This is a genomic window from Nocardia wallacei, assembly GCF_014466955.1.
Classification (GTDB): Bacteria; Actinomycetota; Actinomycetes; order Mycobacteriales; family Mycobacteriaceae; genus Nocardia; species Nocardia wallacei.
Genome location: NZ_AP023396.1, coordinates 1,287,908 through 1,304,992, shown reverse-complemented (window position 1 = coordinate 1,304,992; position 17,085 = coordinate 1,287,908). Strand labels below are relative to the sequence as shown.

The following is a 17,085-nucleotide window of genomic DNA, read 5'->3' as shown; positions in this document are numbered from 1 at the left end:
TGGAGTGGTGATGCGACTCCCCTTGCTGTCTCTGATGCTGGTCGTCTTCGGCCTCACGACCGGTGAATTCGCGATCGCCGGGATCCTGCCCGACGTGGCGGGCGACCTCACGGTCCCCGTGTCCTCGGCGGGCCTGCTGGTGACGGCCTATGCGCTGGGCATGATCGTGGGCGGACCGGTGCTCACGGTGCTGACCGCGTGGGTCCCGCGGCGGCGCCTGGTGCCGGGGCTGGTGGGCTTCGCGGTGCTGGCGAATCTCGGTTCGGCGGTGGCGCCGAACTATCCGGTGCTGGTCGTCACCCGGTTCGCGGCGGGATTGATCGTGGCCACCTTCTTCGCGGTCGCGATCGCCACGGCGGTGCGCAACGCGCCCGAGGGCAAGGCGGCCTCGGCGATCGCGCGGGTCGCGCTCGGGATGAACCTGGGTCTGGTGCTCGGCACGCCGATCGGCACCCTGATCGGGCAGCACCTGGGCTGGCGGGCCACCTTCGCCGTGGTCGCGACCTGCGCCGCGCTGGGTTTGCTGATGGTGCTGCGGTTCGTCACCGAATTGCCCCCGGCCGCAACGGGTTCGGTCTTCGGTGAACTGCGGGTGCTGGCCGATCGGGAGCTGCTGCTCGGCATCGCCCTGACCGCGCTGGGCAGCCTCGGCGTGGTCGCGGTGTTCACCTACATCGCGCCGCTGCTCACCGAGGTCGCGGGCTTCGGCGCGGCCGCCGTCCCCGTACTGCTGCTGGTCTACGGCGCGGGAGCGGTCGTCGGCAACCAGTTCGGCGGCTGGCTGGCCGACCGCGCGCTGCTGCCCGCCCTGACCGGACTGCTCACCGCCCTGGCCGCCGCCCTCGTGCTGTTCTGGGCGGCCGGCGAAAGCCCCGCGGCGGCCGCCGTCCTGGTATTCGTCCTGGGCACACTGGCTTTCGCCGTCATCCCCGGCATGCAGACCCGCGTCATCGGCGCCGCCGCCGCGGCCCCCACCCTCGGCGTCGCCCTCAACGCCTCCGGCTACCAGGTAGCCGCGGCCATAGCAGGCCGCCTCGGCGGCTGGACCATCGCCGAAGGCCCGGGCCTACGCACCCTCCCCCTCCTCGCCGCCGCCCTCACCCTCGCAGGCGCAACCCTCGCCCTCCACCTGCTCCGCCGCGACCGGCGCTCCGCTCTCGTATGAGCCCTACAGCTTTGGGCCGACCTCCAGGTCGGCCCAAAGCAACTGCAGCGGAAAAGGATCCGACACGGACACCGCCACCGGGCCCATATCTCGATGCGAGGTGCCGATGTGGGTGTACGGCCCCTTCCGGTCGGACAGCGCATAGCGTTCGATCGTCAGGGCTCCGACCTTGTCGAAGCTCACCAGCCAGTAATGCGGAATACCGGCGTCCGCGTAGTCGCCCATCTTGTGTACCCGGTCTCGGCGCTCGGACCAGGTGGACAGCACCTCGGCGACGACAAGACAGTGCTCCGCGCCCAACTGCTCGTAGTCGGGCAGGCATCGATGCAGCACCGCGTCGGGTTTGCGGGCGGTCGGCGGCACCTCCCACAGCAACACATCGACCTCGGTGTTGGTCTCGTAGCACGACCCGTCGCTGCCGCGCATCTCGTCCACCGCGGCGCGTTCCAGTGCCAGCGAGAGGCGGGTGCCCACCTTCTGGTGATCGCGACCGCGCTGTTCCCGGGGCACCACATACCCGTCGACGATTTCCAGTTCACGCCGGAAGTCCTCGTCGATGTCCAGGAACGCCTCCCATGTCACGGGTTCCTGTTGGGCCTTCTGCCAACTCACGGTCACGACCCGATCGTAGTCGGCCTCACCCCACCGGAAGGGAGAGTGCGGGGGCGCGGTGCGGGGGTTTGCCGTAGAGGGTGGTGCGTTCGCGGGCGGGGCGGCCGATGCCGGTGGCGATGTCGGTGAGTTCGGCGACGGTTTTCGCCGAGCCGTGCTGGGAGCCGGCCATGCGCGAGATGGTTTCCTCCATCAGGGTGCCGCCGAGGTCGTTGGCGCCGCTGTTGAGCATGACCTGAGTGCCCTTGGTGCCCAGTTTGACCCAACTGGTCTGGATATTGTCGATGCGGCCGTGCAGCATGATGCGGGCCAGGGCGTGGGCGGCGCGGTTGTCGCGGATGGTCGGGCCGGGGCGGGAGGCCCCGGCCAGATACAGCGGGGCGCTCTGGTGCACGAAGGGCAGCAGCACGAATTCGGTGAAACCGCCTGTCTCGTCCTGGATCCCGCGCAGCACCCGCAGATGCCCGACCCAGTGCTTCGGGCTGTCGACGTGCCCGTACATCATGGTCGAGCTGGAGCGGATGCCGAGTTTGTGCGCGGTGGTGACGACTTCGATCCAGGCCGAGGTGGGCAGCTTGCCCTTGGTGAGCACCCAGCGCACCTCGTCGTCCAGGATCTCCGCGGCGGTGCCCGGAATCGTGTCCAGCCCAGCCTCTTTCAGCGCCGACAGCCAGTCGTGGATGCTCTGCCCGCTGCGGGCGACGCCGTTGGCCACCTCCATCGGGCTGAACGCGTGCACATGCATCGACGGCACCCGCTTCTTCACCGCCCGCACCAGATCGGCGTACCCGGTGACCGGCAGATCCGGGTCGATGCCGCCCTGCATACAGACCTCGGTGGCGCCCTCGACGTAAGCCTCCCAGGCTCGATCGGCGACCTCCTCCGCGGACAGCGAGAACGCGTCGGCGTCACCCTTGCGCTGGGCGAACGCGCAGAAGCGGCAGCCGGTGTAGCAGATGTTGGTGAAGTTGATGTTGCGGTTGACGATGTAGGTGACGTCGTCGCCCACGGTGTCGCGGCGCAGCTGATCGGCCAGCGCGGCGATGGCGTCCAGTTCGGCGCCGTCGGCGGTCGCCAGCGCCAGGTACTGGTCGTCGGTCAGCCCGGCCGGATCGCGCTCGGCGGCCCGCAGCGCGGCCAGTACGTCGGCGTCGAACCGCTCGGGCGCGGCCACGGCCAGCTCCCGGACCTGCTCGCGAATGGTCTCCCAGTCACCGAACGCGCCGACCACCTCGTCGCCGAGCCCGGAGTCACTGCGCGCGTCGGTGTTCCGGCCGTCGGTGTCGATGGCGGTGTTCAGGTCCACGCGCCCGGTGGACTCCCACGACTCGTCCGGCTCCTGCCAGGGCAGGCCCTGCGGGATCGCGTCGGGCTTCGCCAGCCCGGTCTCCGGGTCGGAGAGCGCGGCGACGTGCGCGCCGATGCGCGGATCGACCCACGGGTTTCCGGCCCGCACATAACGCGGATGGGCGGAGGTGCGCTCGGCGAGCCGGTATCCCGCCGCCTCGGTGATCTCGGCCAGGGTGTCCAGGTTCGGCCAGGGCCGTTCGGGATTCACGTGGTCGGGCGTCACCGGCGACACGCCGCCCCAGTCGTCGATACCGGCGTCGATCAGCGCCTGGCATTCCTGCTGCGACACCAGGTTCGGCGGGGCCTGCACCGCCACGTCCGGCGGCAGCACCAGCCGCGACACCGCGACCGCCGCGCGGAACTCCTCGATGTCGGCATCGGGAACCTCGCGCATCGCGGTGTCGTCCTTGGCCCGGAAGTTCTGCACGATCACTTCCTGGATGTGCCCGAACGCCTTGTGCTGCTTGCGAATCGCCATGATGGACTCGGCGCGCTCGCGCAGCGTCTCGCCGATGCCCACCAGGATGCCGGTGGTGAACGGCACCGACAGCCGCCCGGCGTCGGTGATGGCGCGCAACCGCACCGCGGGATCCTTGTCGGGACTGCCGTAGTGGCAGTTGCCCTTCTCGCTGAACAGGCGGGTGGCGGTGGTCTCCAGCATCAGCCCCATGGACTGGCTGACCGGCTTGAGCCGCGAGATCTCCGCCCACGACATCACGCCCGGATTGAGGTGCGGCAGCAGCCCGGTCTCCTCGAGCACCATGATCGAGACGGCACGCAGGTAGTCCAGGGTGGAGTCGTAACCGTGCTCGTCGAGCCACTGCGCGGCCTCGGGCCAGCGATCCTCCGGCCGGTCGCCGAGCGTGAAAAGGGCCTCCTTGCAACCCAATGCCGCACCCTGCCGGGCGATGTCGAGCACCTCGTCCGGCTCGAGGTACATGCCCTTGCCCTCGGCGCGCAGCTTGCCGGGCACCGTGACGAAAGTGCAGTAGTGACAGCGATCGCGACACAATCGGGTCAGCGGGATGAAGACGTTCTTGGAGTAGGTGATGGTCTTGGATCGGCCCGCCGACGCCACGGCGGCGTCGCGGACCCGGGCGGCGCTGCGACTCAGCTCCACCAGGTCGTCGCCGCGAGCGTGCAGCAGCACGGTGGCCTCGTCGACGTTCAGCGTCACTCCGTCGCGGGCCCGCCGCAGCGCCCGGCGCATCGCCGAGGGGGACGGGGGTGCGGGCGGGATGCCAGGGTTCGGTAGATCCGTCACGCCCTCGATCATGCGCCAACCATTCGAGTGTTCTCCCTCCGGTGCCTGTGCCGTGACACAACCCGGCCCGCGACCGGGCTATTCCGCCGCGCGCCGATCAGCGCCGGGATGCGGGCGCGAACCCGGAATGCGAGGAAATTCCATGCAACGATGACTGCATGGCACAGCCTTCCGATCCGCCCGCGGCCGGTGACACGATCATGGCCGAGCCCGCCTGGCGGCCGAGTCCCCGCGCCCGCCTGCTGTGGGCGCTCGGTCCCGCGATCGGCTGGGCGATCGTGCTGATCGCCGAATTGATCTGGCTCGGCGTCGACAGTGCGCATCGGGCGGCGCAGGCCGCGGTCGTAGCCGCCACGCTGGTGTCGGCGGCGGTCAGCGTGGTCGCGGTGCCGCTGTGGCGGTACGCGGTGCATCGGTGGGAGGTGACCGGCGAGGCGGTCTACACCCGCACCGGGTGGCTCACGCAGGAGAGCCGGGTCGCGCCGATCACCCGGGTGCAGACCGTCGACACCCAGCGCGGCCCGCTGGAACGGCTGCTGGGTCTGGCCACCGTCACCGTCACCACCGCCTCGTCGGCGGGAGCCGTCCGGATCAGCGCATTGGACCGGCCGGTGGCCGAGCAGACGGTGGCCCGGCTGACGCGGATCGCGGCGCGGCACCGGGGAGACGCGACGTGACCGAACAGCCGACCGAGGCGTCCTGGCAGCGGCTCGACAAACGCATGCTGCTGGTGCACCCGGTGCGGGAGGTGGGCCGCTACGTTCCGGTGCTGGCCGTCTCGGTGATCGTGGGCACCCGCAACGACAATCCCGGCTGGGGATTGCTGGCGCTCGCGGTCATCGTGGGATTCGCGGTCGCGCGCTGGTTCACGACCACCTATCGGATCGGCCCGGACAATCTCGAATTGCGCACGGGGGTGTTGCAGCGCAAGCGACTGGCGGTGCCGCGCTCGCGGATTCGCTCGGTGGACGTCGAGGCGTCGCCGCTGCACCGGCTGCTCGGGCTGGCGGTGCTGACCATCGGGACCGGGCAGCAGGCGAGCAAGGACGAACAGTTCAAGCTCGATGCCCTGGCGAATCGGCTGGTTCCGGGATTGCGCGCCGAGCTGCTGCGGCACCTCAGAGACACGGAAAGCCCCGGCGCGCAACAGGATTCGGGATCGAGTGCGCCGGTCAGCGCGGCCGTCGGTGTCGAAAACACCGGGCCCGTCGGCTCTTCGCGTCGCGAGAGCGTGGAAATCGGCCACTGGCAACCGAAATGGGTGCGGTACGCGCCGCTGTCGCTGACCGGGTTCGCGATCGTCGCGCCGGTGGTCGGCCTGGCATTCCAGTACGGCCTGGCCGAGGCCCTGTTCCGCTCCGACGCGGTGCACCGGGTCGGCGACCGGAGCGCCTGGTTCCTCGCGGCCGTCGTGGCGGGACTGGTGGTCGCCGTGGTGGCGATCGTCAGCCTGGCCGGGTGCGCGCGGTACCTCACCACGTATTTCGGCCTGCGCGTGCGCGACGACGGCCGCACCCTGCACCTGCGCCACGGCCTGTTCACCACCCGCCAGACCACCCTCGACCTGGCCCGCCTGCGCGGCGCCACGGTGAACGAACCCCTGCTGCTACGCCTGGCCGGCGGCGCCGAACTCGAGGCCATCATGGTAGGCACCAGCCCCCGCCAGAAAATCCTCCCCCAAGCCCCGCGCGCCGCCGTCGAACGCACGCTCGGTCATCTCCTGGCCTCCCGTCCGACCCCTCTGCCCCTGGCGGGCCGCTCCGACACCACCGATCCGGCACGACCCGAGACCTCGCCTACAGGTGGGACCTCGCCGAATACCGGGAACCCGCCTGCGGGACGACAGCTCTGCAGTGCTGCGGAACTCACCGAGCCCGACACCACGGGTGTGGTCTCGGTGGAGGCATCGGAAGGACCGGTGGGGCAAGAGCTTTCGGAGAAGGCTGCGGCACCGGCGAACATTCCGCTGGTGGCGCATGGGCCGCAGGCTCGGCGGCGAAGGTATACCCGGGCGCTGGCGCCCGTAACCGTGGCGGCGATCGTGCTCGCGGCCATCACCGTTGCGGGGGAAGAGGTTCCGATATGGGTGTGGGTGGTGGTAGCCGTGATCGCCGCGGCGGCAGCGGCTCTGGCGCACGACCGGTATCGCGGGCTGGGCCACGCCGTCCTGCCTCCCGGGCAGCCGGGCCAGGCATCCGACGCGGCTCCGGAGGGCCCCACCTGGTTGATCACGCGCAGCGGCTCGCTGGATCGAGACCGGGATTGTCTCGAGGCGCCCGGCATCATCGGCTGGACCGTCCGCCAGACCTTCTTCCAGCGCCGCGCCGGAGTCGCCACCCTGGTCGCGGCCACCGCCGCCGGGAAGAAGCGCTACCACGTCGTGGACGTGCCCGTCGCGCGCGCATGGGAACTGATCGAGGAAGTCACTCCCGGCCGAGCCGGACACCGCCCGGCCCGAACCGCGTGAAACGAATCGCGCGCCCGGCCATCCGGCCGGTAACAGGTCGTGCAGCGCGCACCCGGCCATCCGGCCGACAACAGGCCCTGCAGCGCGCACCCGGCCATCCGGCCCGGCAACAGTCCCCGCAGCGCGCACCCGGCCATCCGGCCCGGCAACAGGCCGTGCGGCAACCTCGGCTCAGCGGCGAGGCCGCAGGAACGCGCGGCGGAACAGGTAGAAGCCCGCCGGAATCAGGCCGCAGGCCAGCAGCAGCGGCGAGGTCCAACTGTCGGTGAGCAGGACGTCTCCGCCGGGGCCGGTAGTCGACAGCAGCAGGAAGCCGAGCAGCCAGGCGAGCAGGGGCAGCGCCATGGCGGCGGGGCGGGTCACCACCACGCCCATGCCCATCACCAGCAGCACGTTCACCACCGCGGCGGCCAGCACCGAGATCGGAAACGGGGTACTGCCGATGTAGGCGGGCAGATACAGCACCTCGAGCGCCAGCGACAGGAAACCCTCGAACACCAGCACACCGGCCAGCACGCCACCGAGCGCCGCCCAGCCGGGCAGTTGTTCCTCCGGAACCGTGCGCGACCGCCCGATCGACGTCGCCGTCACGGCACCGGCGGAAAGCCGAGCAGCGTCAGCAAATGACTCTGCATGTCCACGAACCCGTAGAGCACCGACAGGTACAGATCGTGCTGCGCCTGCCAGTGGGGTTTCTGGCTCTCGACGAACGCCACAATCGCGTCCTGCAGGCTCCAGTTGTACATGCGCGCCAGTCTAGGCCGCGCGGCCTCCCCGTACCCGGAGACCCACAATCGCCGCGACCACGCCGCAGCGGGCTACTCAGTGTGTGTCCCGGTCGGCAGTGGCAGCCCGGCGAACAGGTCGTGCTCGCGGCCGTCGGGGGCGCGGGGCCCCGGGCGGCCGCGGACCAGGATGTAGTGCTCCTCCGGCAGTACCGGCTGGGCCACGTTGTTGGAGAGGGCGAACTCGCGGCCGGAGGGCGCCACGCTCACCTGGGTGGCGTGGGCGCGCAGGGCGGCGCGCTTGGCCGCCAGCACATCGGAGACGTCGATGGTGGTAGTCACCGATTCGGTTGGCACAGAAGGCAGCTCGTCCAGCACCGGCAGCCGCCAGCCCGGCGGGAGCGCACCGGGCAACCGGTCGATCGTGCGCCGGGCCAGCGCCTCGGTGTGCAGGCGCAGCACCTCCGCATCGGTCACGGTCCAGTAGACCTTCGGCACCGTCCACCCCCGCTCCGCCGCCGCGTCGACGGCGGCCATCGTGATCCGGTGGGCCCGAACATGATCCGGGTGACCGTAACCACCGCGCGGGTCGTACCCCACGACCACCTGCGGCCGCAGTTCCAGCAGCACCCGCACCAATTCCCGCACCGCCTCCTCGCCCGAGTTCACGAACGCCCGCGGATGCAGGGTCTCGGGCAACCGCGGATCGGAGGTCTCCCCCGCCATCCCGGAATCGCGCCAGCGCCCCGCACCGCCGAGGAACCGCGGCGGCCCGGCGTCCAAAGCCGCCAGCGCCCTGGACAATTCACCGATCCGATACCCGCCGAGCTGATCGGCCCGGGCGCTGACCAGCTGCGCCCACTCGTCCCCGATGACCTCGCCCTCTTCCCCGAGCGTGCAGGTCACCACCGTCACCGGCACCCCACGCCGCCGATAGTGCGCGATGGTGCCGCCGGTCGCGATCGACTCGTCGTCGGGATGCGCGTGCACCAGCAGCAGACCGCCCGCGGCGGCGCTCACGACAGTCGCCGCCAGGTCGCCGCGCCGCCGAAGATCCCGGCCTCGATCGCACCGCTCAGGGAGACGCCGTCCATCCGCGAGCTGGCCGCGGCCACGCCGTTGTCCTGCATGATCGGCAGCACGATGCCCAGCTCCCACAGCTTGGGCTCCGCCTCGCCGACGACCTTCGGCACGTCGATGCCGCGCAGCGCGGTGTCGATCGCCGGTTGCAACGCCGGGTCGCAGACCCCGGAGATATTGCTCGGCGCCTTGCGAATCTCCTCCAGCTGCGACGACGACGGGCCGTCCGGCGTCGCCTCGGCCGCGGGCGGGCAGCCGAAACGGGAGGCCAGCACGGTCGCCGGATCGTTCCCCGCGCGGTCCCAGCCGACGATCGCGTCGACGTTGCCGTCGAGCAGTTCCTTGCCGTAGAGCTCCTCGGCGGGCAGGCTGCGCACGCTCGCGTCGATGCCCGCGCTGCGCAGCATGTCGGCGGCGGTGTTGGCGACCGCCAGCGCGGTGGTGTCCTTGTCCACCGCGCCGATCCGCACGGCCAGCGTCTTCCCGTTCTTGGCGACCTGACGCGGCTGCGGCGCCGGTGAGGTCGGCGAGGAGTTGCTCACCGGCTGCTCCGGCGCGCGGGCGTACCCGGCCTCGGCCAGCAGCCCGAACGCCTCGTCGGTCGACGGCCGCGGCGGCGCGGTCGGCGCGTAACCCGGATCCGACGGCGAAAGCACCTGCGCGCGAGCGGGTTCCATCCAGGAACCGGTCTGGGCGGCGACCGTCGCCAGCAGCGTCGGGTCCAGCAGGCCCAGCACGGCGTGCCGCACCCGCGGGTCGGTGAGATCGCCGGTGCGCCCGTTCAACGCCAGCTGGAGTTCGCGCGCCTGCGGCATGATCGACGTGCGCACCGCCGGAATCGCTTGCAGCTGAGCCTGTGTCGCGGTACCGCCGCGCACCAGCGCCATCTGGGCGTCCCCCGAGCGCAGCGACTCGGCCAGCTGCGCCGTGGTCCCGCCGCGCCGCAGCAGGATCTGATCCGGCACCGCCGGGGTGCTCCAGTAGCGGTCGTTGCGTTCGAGCAGGATCTCCTCGCGACCGGAATCGGCCTGCTTGACCCGGAACTGCCCGCCGGAGATCGGATTCTGATCGATCAGACCGCGCTCCACCGCCAGGGCGCGCTGGAAGCCACCGGGCGAGTCCTTCAGCAGATGCGCCGGCAGCAGGTCGGTGAACAGCTGCCGCCACGCCGGATACGGCTCCCGGAACGTGACCGTGACCGACTTGCCGCCCTCACTGGAATTCACATCCGAGATGAGCCGATAGCCGGCGGGATCGACCACCCCGGGCTGGGTGATCATCTGCTGCCACAGATACCGGAAATCCTCGGCGGCGATCGGCGCACCGTCGGACCACGACGCCTGATTCTGGATCTTGTAGCTGACGGTGAACGGCTCCTGCGCGGTCACATCCGCCGACACCATCAGCGCGCCGTCGGGCGCCCAGTCGGTCGAGCCCGGCACCGCCTGCGACGGCACCGGCCGGAACGGGCTCGGGAACACCATCGAGCTGACCGCGTTGGTCGCCGGCGACTGATTCGACCGCAGATGCGGATTGAACCCGATCCCGATGTCGTCCACCGCCACCACCACCGTGCTCTTGGTGGGCTTGGCGGGCTGGGTCTTCGGACTGTCGGTGCTCTCGATCGGCGGCGGCGGGTTCGCGGTGCAGCCGACCAGCGCCGTCACCGACATGGCCAGCACCGTCAGTCCGGAAACGAGCCGGGCCGCGACCCACATGCAGGTCCACCTCTCTGTCGAAAAGTCCTCGTGCGCACCGTCCGGGCGGTGTATTCACGAGGTCGGCGGCGATAGCAGCATAAGGCCGCGCCGAATCCGGCCGCGCTACGCGTTCTGGGCGGCGCGGTCGCGGGCCTTGCGGCGGGAGAGCTCACGGGCGCGTTCGGTGGCGTTCAGGATCACCTTGCGCACCCGGACCACGTCGGGGCCGACCTCGACGCACTCGTCACCGGCACAGAACTCCAGGGCCCCTTCGAGATCCAGCACCATCGGGCGGGCCAGGGTCTCCAGCACGTCGCCGGTGGAGCTGCGCATGTTGGTCAGCTTCTTCTCGCGGGTGACGTTGATGTCGAGGTCCTCGGCGCGCGGGTTGATGCCCACCACCATGCCCTCGTAGGTGTCGGCGCCCGGCTCGACGAAGAAGGTGCCGCGATCGGCCAGCTGCAGCATGGCGTAGGGGGTGACGCTGCCCGCCCGGTCCGACACCAGCGACCCGGTGTGCCGGGCGCGGATCTCCCCGGCCCACGGCGCGTACCCGTGCGATACGGCGTTGGCGATGCCCGTGCCGCGGGTCTCGGTGAGGAAGTCGGTGCGGAATCCGATGAGCCCGCGCGAGGGCACGATGAATTCCATTCGGACCCAACCGGATCCGTGGTTGGTCATCTGTACCATCTTGCCCTTGCGCGCGGCCAGCAGCTGCGTCACCGCGCCCAGGTGCTCCTCGGGCACGTCGACGGTCAGCTCCTCGTACGGCTCGTGCACCTTGCCGTCGACGGTGCGGGTGACCACCTGCGGCTTGCCGATGGTGAGTTCGAAGCCCTCCCGGCGCATGGTCTCCACCAGGATCGCCAGCGCCAGCTCGCCGCGGCCCTGGACCTCCCAGGTGTCGGGACGCTCGGTGGGCAGCACCCGCAGCGACACGTTGCCGACCAGTTCCTGATCCAGCCGGGCCTTGACCAGGCGCGCGGTGAGCTTGGTGCCGCCGTTGCGCCCGGCCAGCGGGGAGGTGTTGATACCGACGGTCACCGAGATGGCGGGCTCGTCGACGGTGATCCGCGGCAGCGCGAGATCCTCGCCCGCCGCCACCTTCTCCTGATCCGCCAGGGTGTCGCCGATCATGATGTCCGGAATCCCGGCGACCGCGACGATGTCACCGGCCACGGCCTCCTCGGCCGGATTGCGTTCCACCCCAACGGTCTTGAGCAGTTCGGTGATCTTGACGTTCTTGACGCCGTCGGCGGCGATCCACGCCACGTTCTGTCCCTTGCGCAGGGTGCCGTTGTGGATGCGCAGCAGCGCCAGGCGGCCCAGGAACGGCGAGGCGTCGAGGTTGGTGACGTGGGCCTGCAGCGGCGCGGCGGCGTCGCCCTTGGGCGCGGGGACGCACTTCAGCAGCACGTCGAACAGCTCGTCCAGGTTCTCCGCGTCGGGCGCGTTGCCGTTCTCGGGACGCTGCGTGGAGGCCTTGCCCTCACGGCCGGAGGCGTACAGCACCGGCAGGTCCAGCGCCAGCTCGGCGGCCTCGGAGGCCTCGTCGTCCAGATCGGAGGCGAGGTCGAGCAGCAGATCGTGAGACTCCTCCACGACCTCCTCGATCCGCGCGTCGGGCCGGTCGGTCTTGTTCACCACCAGGATCACCGGCAGCGACGCCGCGAGCGCCTTGCGCAGCACGAAACGGGTCTGCGGCAGCGGCCCCTCCGAGGCGTCGACCAGCAGCACCACGCCGTCGACCATGGACAGCCCGCGCTCGACCTCGCCACCGAAGTCGGCGTGGCCGGGGGTGTCGATGACATTGATCACGGTGACGCTGCCGTCGGCGTTGTGCCGGTGCACGGCGGTGTTCTTGGCGAGAATGGTGATGCCCTTCTCGCGTTCCAGATCGCCCGAATCCATCACCCGGTCGACCGGCTCGGCCCGCTCGGCGAACGCGCCGGACTGCCGCAGCATCGCGTCGACCAGCGTCGTCTTGCCGTGGTCGACGTGAGCAACGATCGCCACGTTGCGGAACTCGACAGACGACACGTGAAATCCTCCTGCTGATGAGATGGTTGCCGGCCAACCCTCGCCGTAGAGGGTCCGAACAAGACAGGTGGACGAGCGACTCACCGGGCATGCGGCCAGCTACACAGTACCGAAACGGCCGGGGCACCCGTTCGGGCCGGGGAGGCCCCCGGGCTCTGAGTTAGGTTAAGCTAACCTCCATGGGCAAGGTCAAGGCAAAAAAGGTCTCGCGCCTGAAGCCTAAGAAGAAGTGCTGTCGGAAGAAGACGCGCTGCGTGAAATGCCCGGTCGTGATCATGCGGATGAAGAAGGCCGAATCCGCCGGGATCTGCGGCAAAGACCTGAAGAAGTACCTGAAGCAGGCGCGTGCGGCCTAGCTCGGCGGGTAGAACCGGGGTATGAGCACCCCACTACTGTCCGAGGACGAGATCCGGACCGCGCTCGAGGAACTGCCGGACTGGACCCACACCGGAAACAGCATCGCCCGCACCGTCGAGGCGCCGTCGTTCCTAGCGGGAATCGAGCTGGTGCGCCGGGTGGCCGCCGAGGCCGAGTCGGCCAACCACCACCCCGACATCGATATCCGCTGGCGCCGCGTCACCTTCACGCTGTCGACGCACTCCGAGGGCGGGCTCACCCGCCTGGATGTGGAACTGGCACGCGCGATCGATCGGCTGGCGCAGGAGAGTTGAGCCCGCGCCGCCGCCCGGCCCGGATCAGCCAGAGATAGAACACGACCACGCCGATCACGTCGACCGCACCGAGCCAGGACAGGATGCCGGGCCGGGAGATGGTCCAGATGGTCGGCTGGGCGAACGACAGCACCCAGGGCAGTCCGATCAGCGTGGTCACCAGCCAGTAGCCCGCGAGGATCCGCGCGCCCGCGACCTCGCGCAGCGGCCCGTACAGCAGCCACAGCACCACCGGCAGCAGCCACACCCAGTGATGTGACCAGGAGATCGGCGACACCAGCAGCCCGAACAACTGCACCACCAGCAGCGCGCCCAGCCGATCGCCGAATTCCAGTGCGCGCCAGGCGAACAAGGCCAGCACCGCCAGCACGACCACCCCGCCGAGCCACCACGGCCCGAACGGCACCCGATGCCCGCCGATATGCCAGGGCGCGCCCGCGTCGTAGCCGAGGATGCGGGTCAGTGCGCCGCGCAGCGACTGGTTCCACACCGAGCCGACCGGGCCGATCCGGTTCGCGTCACCGATGAGCGGGCCGAAGTAGGTGCGCGTCTCCCCCGGCGAGATCGCGAAACTCACCCCGATCGTCGCCGCGAACACCACCGCCGCCCACACGGCGCTCGCCCACCGCCGCTGGGTGAGGAAATACAGCCCGGTGACCGCGGGCGTCAGCTTCACCCCGGCCGCGACCCCGACCAGCAGGCCGGACAGCCACCAGGCCGTGTAGTAGGCGGCGGCCATCCCGGCCAGCACCAGGAACACGTTGACCTGCCCGTAGTCCATGGTGGTCCGGGTCGGTTCCAGCCACAGTCCCACCGCGGTCCAGCCGATCGCGGCCGTGCGCCAGCGGCTCTCCCGCGCCGCCGCGCCGAGCAGCATCGCGAAGCTGATCCGCACCACCGCGTACAGCGCCGCCGCGATCAGCAGCAACCAGGCCACCGCGACCAGCGTGAACGGCAGGAAATGCAGCGGATAGAACACCACGGCCGCGAACGGCGGATAGGTGAACGGCAGCGGGAAGTCGGGCGTCTTCTCCGCGTAGGTGTAGTCGAATAGGTGGCCGCTGCCCAGGCTCGCCGCGCCGTCGACGTAGACGTGCAGGTCGACGAGGTTCATTCCGTTGGGCGCCAACAGCATCCACAACATGCGGGCCAGGACCGACAGGATCAGCGCGGCGAGAGCGATCCGGCGGGGGTGTCGGTTCACGGCACGCAGACTTTCGGTTCGGTTGGCAGGCCGGGACAAGGGTACCGGCGTGGCACGTCGCTCCCGCAGCCACGCGGAGTTATCGTCCGTGCACGGCGCGCACCCGATGCCCGCTGCCTGTGAGATCGCACCACGGCTGTACAACACGGCTGCTCTATCCCTAAAGTGACGCAAGCGATGCGGCCGCATCGCCGGATGAAGTACCCGAGGTAAGGACGGCTACACCAGTGCTTCGCAACAGAGGATCGCGGTTCGCAATGTCCGCGCTGGCCCTCGCGGCCGGTGCCACTGTCGCCGCGTCGACCGCTGTCGCCGCTCCGGCGCCGAAGCAGGACGCACCGGCCGCCGTACCGCTGATCCCCGAGGGTGTGCCGGTCGACGCGATCGCCAACCTGGCTCCCGCCATCGTCGGCGCCGCCGCGACCGCGGGCGATATCGCCGCACCCGCCCAGCAGGGCATCCTCGACCAGGCCCAGCAGATCCTGAACTCGGCCAACCTGCCGCCGCAGGTGAAGCAGGCGCTGCAGGCCATCATCAAGTTCCTCGACGGCAGCGGCGGTGGCGGCCCCGACATTCCGGAGAACGGCCCGGCCATCGCCCAGTTCCTCTACCCGACCATCGGCAAGGGCTGCATCGGCCCCGGCGCCGATTCGGTCGGCACCGCGCTGGCCGTCCCCGGCCCCGCCGAACTGCCCCCGCCCGGACCGGCCGCCGGGCAGACCGGCTTCGTGTTCACCGCGCTGGGCACCAAAGGCCTGACGCCGCAGCAGAACCCGCCGATGACGGTGCAGTGGCTGAACCTCGACACCCGGCGCACGGCCACCCAGCCGCTGACCGACGAGGCGCACATCAACCCCGACGGCCCGGCCACCCTGTCCGCCATCGCCGACACGGGCCCCGGCCGGGTGATCGCGGTGGTCGCGGGCTCGCTGACGACGCAGCCCGCCGCGGACGAGGCGCCGATCACCTGTTCGTTCCTGCCGACGCTGGGCTTCTTCGTGGTCCCGCAGACCGCACCGGCCGCTCAGGCGCAGCGGTAGGTCCCGCCGTCCGGAGCCGTCACCAATGTGACACTCCGGGCCTTTCCTGCCCAATAGCCGGGCAGTGGTTCATCGGCTGTGGTAGACCGCTATTCATGGCGACTGTCGATCAGCTCGAACGATCCACAGGTTCCACCCGGGCGGTATCCCGCTCCGGCAAGTCGGTGATGTCCCGGCGCTCGTTCAGATCGGTGCTGTCCACCCGGTCGAACCGGTCCATCCTGTCGATCCGCTCCGAGGGCTCGATCCTGTCGATCGGCTCGGCCTATTCGATCCTGTCGGTCGGCAGTGTGGGCTCGGTGCTGTCGGTCGGGTCGATCGGTTCGTTCTTCAGTCTGGGCTCGGCGTTCTCCGGCCTGTCCCGGTGGTCGCTGTTCTCCTGGATGGGCGTGCGCGAGGCACCCGAGGCCCGCCCCGCGCTCACGGTCGTCGCCGACGAACCGGACCTGTGCGAGGACCCCACCTGCCACTGCCAGACGTAGTCACCACCACTGGCCGTACTGCGGGGTGAGGATGGCATTGACGTCGACACCCACGCCACCCACCGAACGCTCGTCGATCTCGAACTGGTGCAGATTGGCGGCGGGATGCACGACCCCCTCCGGTGTCCCCCAATCGTGTTGCCAGAACCACGAACCGAGGCCCGCCGCGCGAGCCAGCTCGATCGTGGGCGCGTTGGCGTACACCCCCACGTTCCCGTTGCCGAGCACCGACCGCCAGCCCGCCAGGTAGGGCGCGATCATGGTGGCGAAGTCGGCCGCGGACGGATTGTCGTCGATGGAGGCATAGATGGGCACGCCCTCGGGTCCACCCGCCGCACTGTGCAGCGCCAGCCCGCGCTCGGCATGCCGCTTACCCGCCTCCAGCCCACCGCGCCAATCCGCCGTCGGCCCTTTGCCGTACTGATAGCAGGACACAACCGAAAGCCCCGCCGCCCGCAACGCCTCGACCTCCCCGGCCAGCAGCGGTTTTCCCGCCATCCACTCCGCCCCCGGCCGCCGATCGGACACGTATCGAATCACCCCCACATGCCCCGCCTCCCGAATGGCATCGGCTGACGGCACGGCCCCCGCGTAATCGAGCAACGTCCCCAACCGAGCCCCTGTCGCCGAAGCGCCCGGAGCAAGGGCAGACAGCCCAGCGCACGCGGCGGCACCCGCGGCCACACCGAAAAGAGCCCGCCGAGACATCGGAACAGAACGCATCGAACAACCCCTTCGCGCCGTTGGTGGATCGAGAATCTCGCGCCGGACGCGAACGCCCGGTACCGCCCATGGCCGAGCAACCAGCATGCCCGGCGCACCTTCCCCATAAAGCGCGCGCCCGGCAGCCTCGAACGTTGCCCCATTTCACCACAAGCACACAAGAACCGCCAGACCCATCAAACCCACCAACCCCACAAGAAACAATGCCTCAGCCCCCGGCCTCGAACAACTCCCCAACCCTCACGCGCACTCTTCCCACCCCTGAGGCAACTCCCCCACCCTCTCCGCAACTCCCCGCCCTCGAGCAACCCCCCACTTCCCGCAACCCCCAACTCTCCCCCAACTCCCACCGCCCTCAGGCAACTCCCCCAACCCCACGAAACTCCCTGGCCCTCACGCAACTTCCGACTCGCACGCGACTCCTCAACCCTCATCCCATTTCCCGCCCTCAGGCAACTCTCCAACCCCACGCAACTTCCACCGCCCTCGAGCGACTCCTCAACTCTCACGCGACTCCTCAACCCTCGCGCCACTTCCCCCGCCCTCGGGCGACTCTCCAACC

Annotated in this window: 16 protein-coding genes; 7 read left to right on the top strand and 9 right to left on the bottom strand. The window is 70.1% G+C overall.

Going from position 1 to position 17,085, the window contains the following annotated elements; translation table 11 throughout:
• Positions 1 to 10: 10 nt before the first annotated feature.
• A complete protein-coding gene (locus NWFMUON74_RS06005; protein ID WP_187686982.1) occupies positions 11 to 1,165 on the top strand; it encodes an MFS transporter in 1,155 nt (384 codons plus the stop codon).
• Between the two features lie 3 nt (positions 1,166 to 1,168).
• Here the strand turns inward: NWFMUON74_RS06005 and NWFMUON74_RS06000 are convergent, their stop codons facing one another.
• Positions 1,169 to 1,783, bottom strand: a complete 615-nt coding sequence (locus NWFMUON74_RS06000; RefSeq protein ID WP_187686981.1) for a Uma2 family endonuclease — start codon at positions 1,781 to 1,783, stop codon at positions 1,169 to 1,171.
• Positions 1,784 to 1,802: 19 nt separating this feature from the next.
• A complete protein-coding gene (locus tag NWFMUON74_RS05995; protein ID WP_187686980.1) occupies positions 1,803 to 4,403 on the bottom strand; it encodes a bifunctional FO biosynthesis protein CofGH in 2,601 nt (866 codons plus the stop codon).
• A 146-nt stretch (positions 4,404 to 4,549) separates the two neighbouring features.
• Here NWFMUON74_RS05995 and NWFMUON74_RS05990 point away from each other — a divergent pair, with 146 nt between their 5' ends.
• Together NWFMUON74_RS05990 and NWFMUON74_RS05985 are read left to right on the top strand one after the other, a co-directional pair.
• The gene (locus tag NWFMUON74_RS05990; protein WP_187686979.1) at positions 4,550 to 5,068 is read left to right on the top strand and encodes a PH domain-containing protein; all 519 of its coding nucleotides are present in this window, start codon (positions 4,550 to 4,552) and stop codon (positions 5,066 to 5,068) included.
• A complete protein-coding gene (locus NWFMUON74_RS05985) occupies positions 5,065 to 6,858 on the top strand; it encodes a PH domain-containing protein (protein WP_232110871.1) in 1,794 nt (597 codons plus the stop codon). The genes NWFMUON74_RS05990 and NWFMUON74_RS05985 overlap by 4 nt, the downstream gene beginning before the upstream one ends.
• A 171-nt stretch (positions 6,859 to 7,029) precedes the next feature.
• Here NWFMUON74_RS05985 and NWFMUON74_RS05980 read toward each other — a convergent pair whose 3' ends face one another.
• From NWFMUON74_RS05980 to typA, 5 genes are all read right to left on the bottom strand, one after another.
• Complete coding sequence (locus NWFMUON74_RS05980; protein WP_232110870.1) at positions 7,030 to 7,449, bottom strand: hypothetical protein; 420 nt, start codon at positions 7,447 to 7,449, stop codon at positions 7,030 to 7,032.
• Complete coding sequence (locus NWFMUON74_RS05975; protein ID WP_187686978.1) at positions 7,446 to 7,604, bottom strand: hypothetical protein; 159 nt, start codon at positions 7,602 to 7,604, stop codon at positions 7,446 to 7,448. The genes NWFMUON74_RS05980 and NWFMUON74_RS05975 overlap by 4 nt, the downstream gene beginning before the upstream one ends.
• Positions 7,605 to 7,676: 72 nt before the next feature.
• Complete coding sequence (gene mshB / locus NWFMUON74_RS05970) at positions 7,677 to 8,603, bottom strand: N-acetyl-1-D-myo-inositol-2-amino-2-deoxy-alpha-D-glucopyranoside deacetylase (RefSeq protein ID WP_187686977.1); 927 nt, start codon at positions 8,601 to 8,603, stop codon at positions 7,677 to 7,679.
• Complete coding sequence (locus NWFMUON74_RS05965; protein ID WP_187686976.1) at positions 8,600 to 10,381, bottom strand: ABC transporter family substrate-binding protein; 1,782 nt, start codon at positions 10,379 to 10,381, stop codon at positions 8,600 to 8,602. Before NWFMUON74_RS05965 ends, mshB begins: the two co-directional genes overlap by 4 nt.
• A gap of 105 nt (positions 10,382 to 10,486) precedes the next feature.
• Positions 10,487 to 12,403, bottom strand: a complete 1,917-nt coding sequence (typA, locus tag NWFMUON74_RS05960) for a translational GTPase TypA (RefSeq protein ID WP_187686975.1) — start codon at positions 12,401 to 12,403, stop codon at positions 10,487 to 10,489.
• Between the two features lie 179 nt (positions 12,404 to 12,582).
• Between typA and NWFMUON74_RS05955 the strand changes: the two genes are divergently transcribed.
• Both NWFMUON74_RS05955 and NWFMUON74_RS05950 read left to right on the top strand, forming a co-directional pair.
• Entirely contained in the window at positions 12,583 to 12,759 is a 177-nt protein-coding gene (locus tag NWFMUON74_RS05955) for a hypothetical protein (protein WP_187686974.1), read from the top strand.
• Between the two features lie 21 nt (positions 12,760 to 12,780).
• Positions 12,781 to 13,074, top strand: a complete 294-nt coding sequence (locus NWFMUON74_RS05950) for a 4a-hydroxytetrahydrobiopterin dehydratase (protein ID WP_187686973.1) — start codon at positions 12,781 to 12,783, stop codon at positions 13,072 to 13,074.
• On the opposite strand, the gene NWFMUON74_RS05945 is transcribed toward NWFMUON74_RS05950, so the two are convergent.
• On the bottom strand, positions 13,016 to 14,287 hold the full coding sequence (locus NWFMUON74_RS05945; protein ID WP_425301368.1) for a mannosyltransferase: 1,272 nt from the start codon (positions 14,285 to 14,287) through the stop codon (positions 13,016 to 13,018). The genes NWFMUON74_RS05950 and NWFMUON74_RS05945 overlap by 59 nt on opposite strands.
• Positions 14,288 to 14,535: 248 nt before the next feature.
• On the opposite strand from NWFMUON74_RS05945, the gene NWFMUON74_RS05940 reads away from it, so the two are divergent.
• Together NWFMUON74_RS05940 and NWFMUON74_RS05935 are read left to right on the top strand one after the other, a co-directional pair.
• Complete coding sequence (locus NWFMUON74_RS05940; protein WP_187686971.1) at positions 14,536 to 15,318, top strand: Rv1157c family protein; 783 nt, start codon at positions 14,536 to 14,538, stop codon at positions 15,316 to 15,318.
• Between the two features lie 167 nt (positions 15,319 to 15,485).
• Complete coding sequence (locus tag NWFMUON74_RS05935; RefSeq protein ID WP_187688955.1) at positions 15,486 to 15,800, top strand: hypothetical protein; 315 nt, start codon at positions 15,486 to 15,488, stop codon at positions 15,798 to 15,800.
• Here NWFMUON74_RS05935 and NWFMUON74_RS05930 read toward each other — a convergent pair whose 3' ends face one another.
• Positions 15,801 to 16,523: a DUF1906 domain-containing protein gene (locus NWFMUON74_RS05930; protein WP_187686970.1), complete on the bottom strand. Its 723-nt coding sequence runs from the start codon at positions 16,521 to 16,523 to the stop codon at positions 15,801 to 15,803.
• Positions 16,524 to 17,085: the final 562 nt, after the last annotated feature.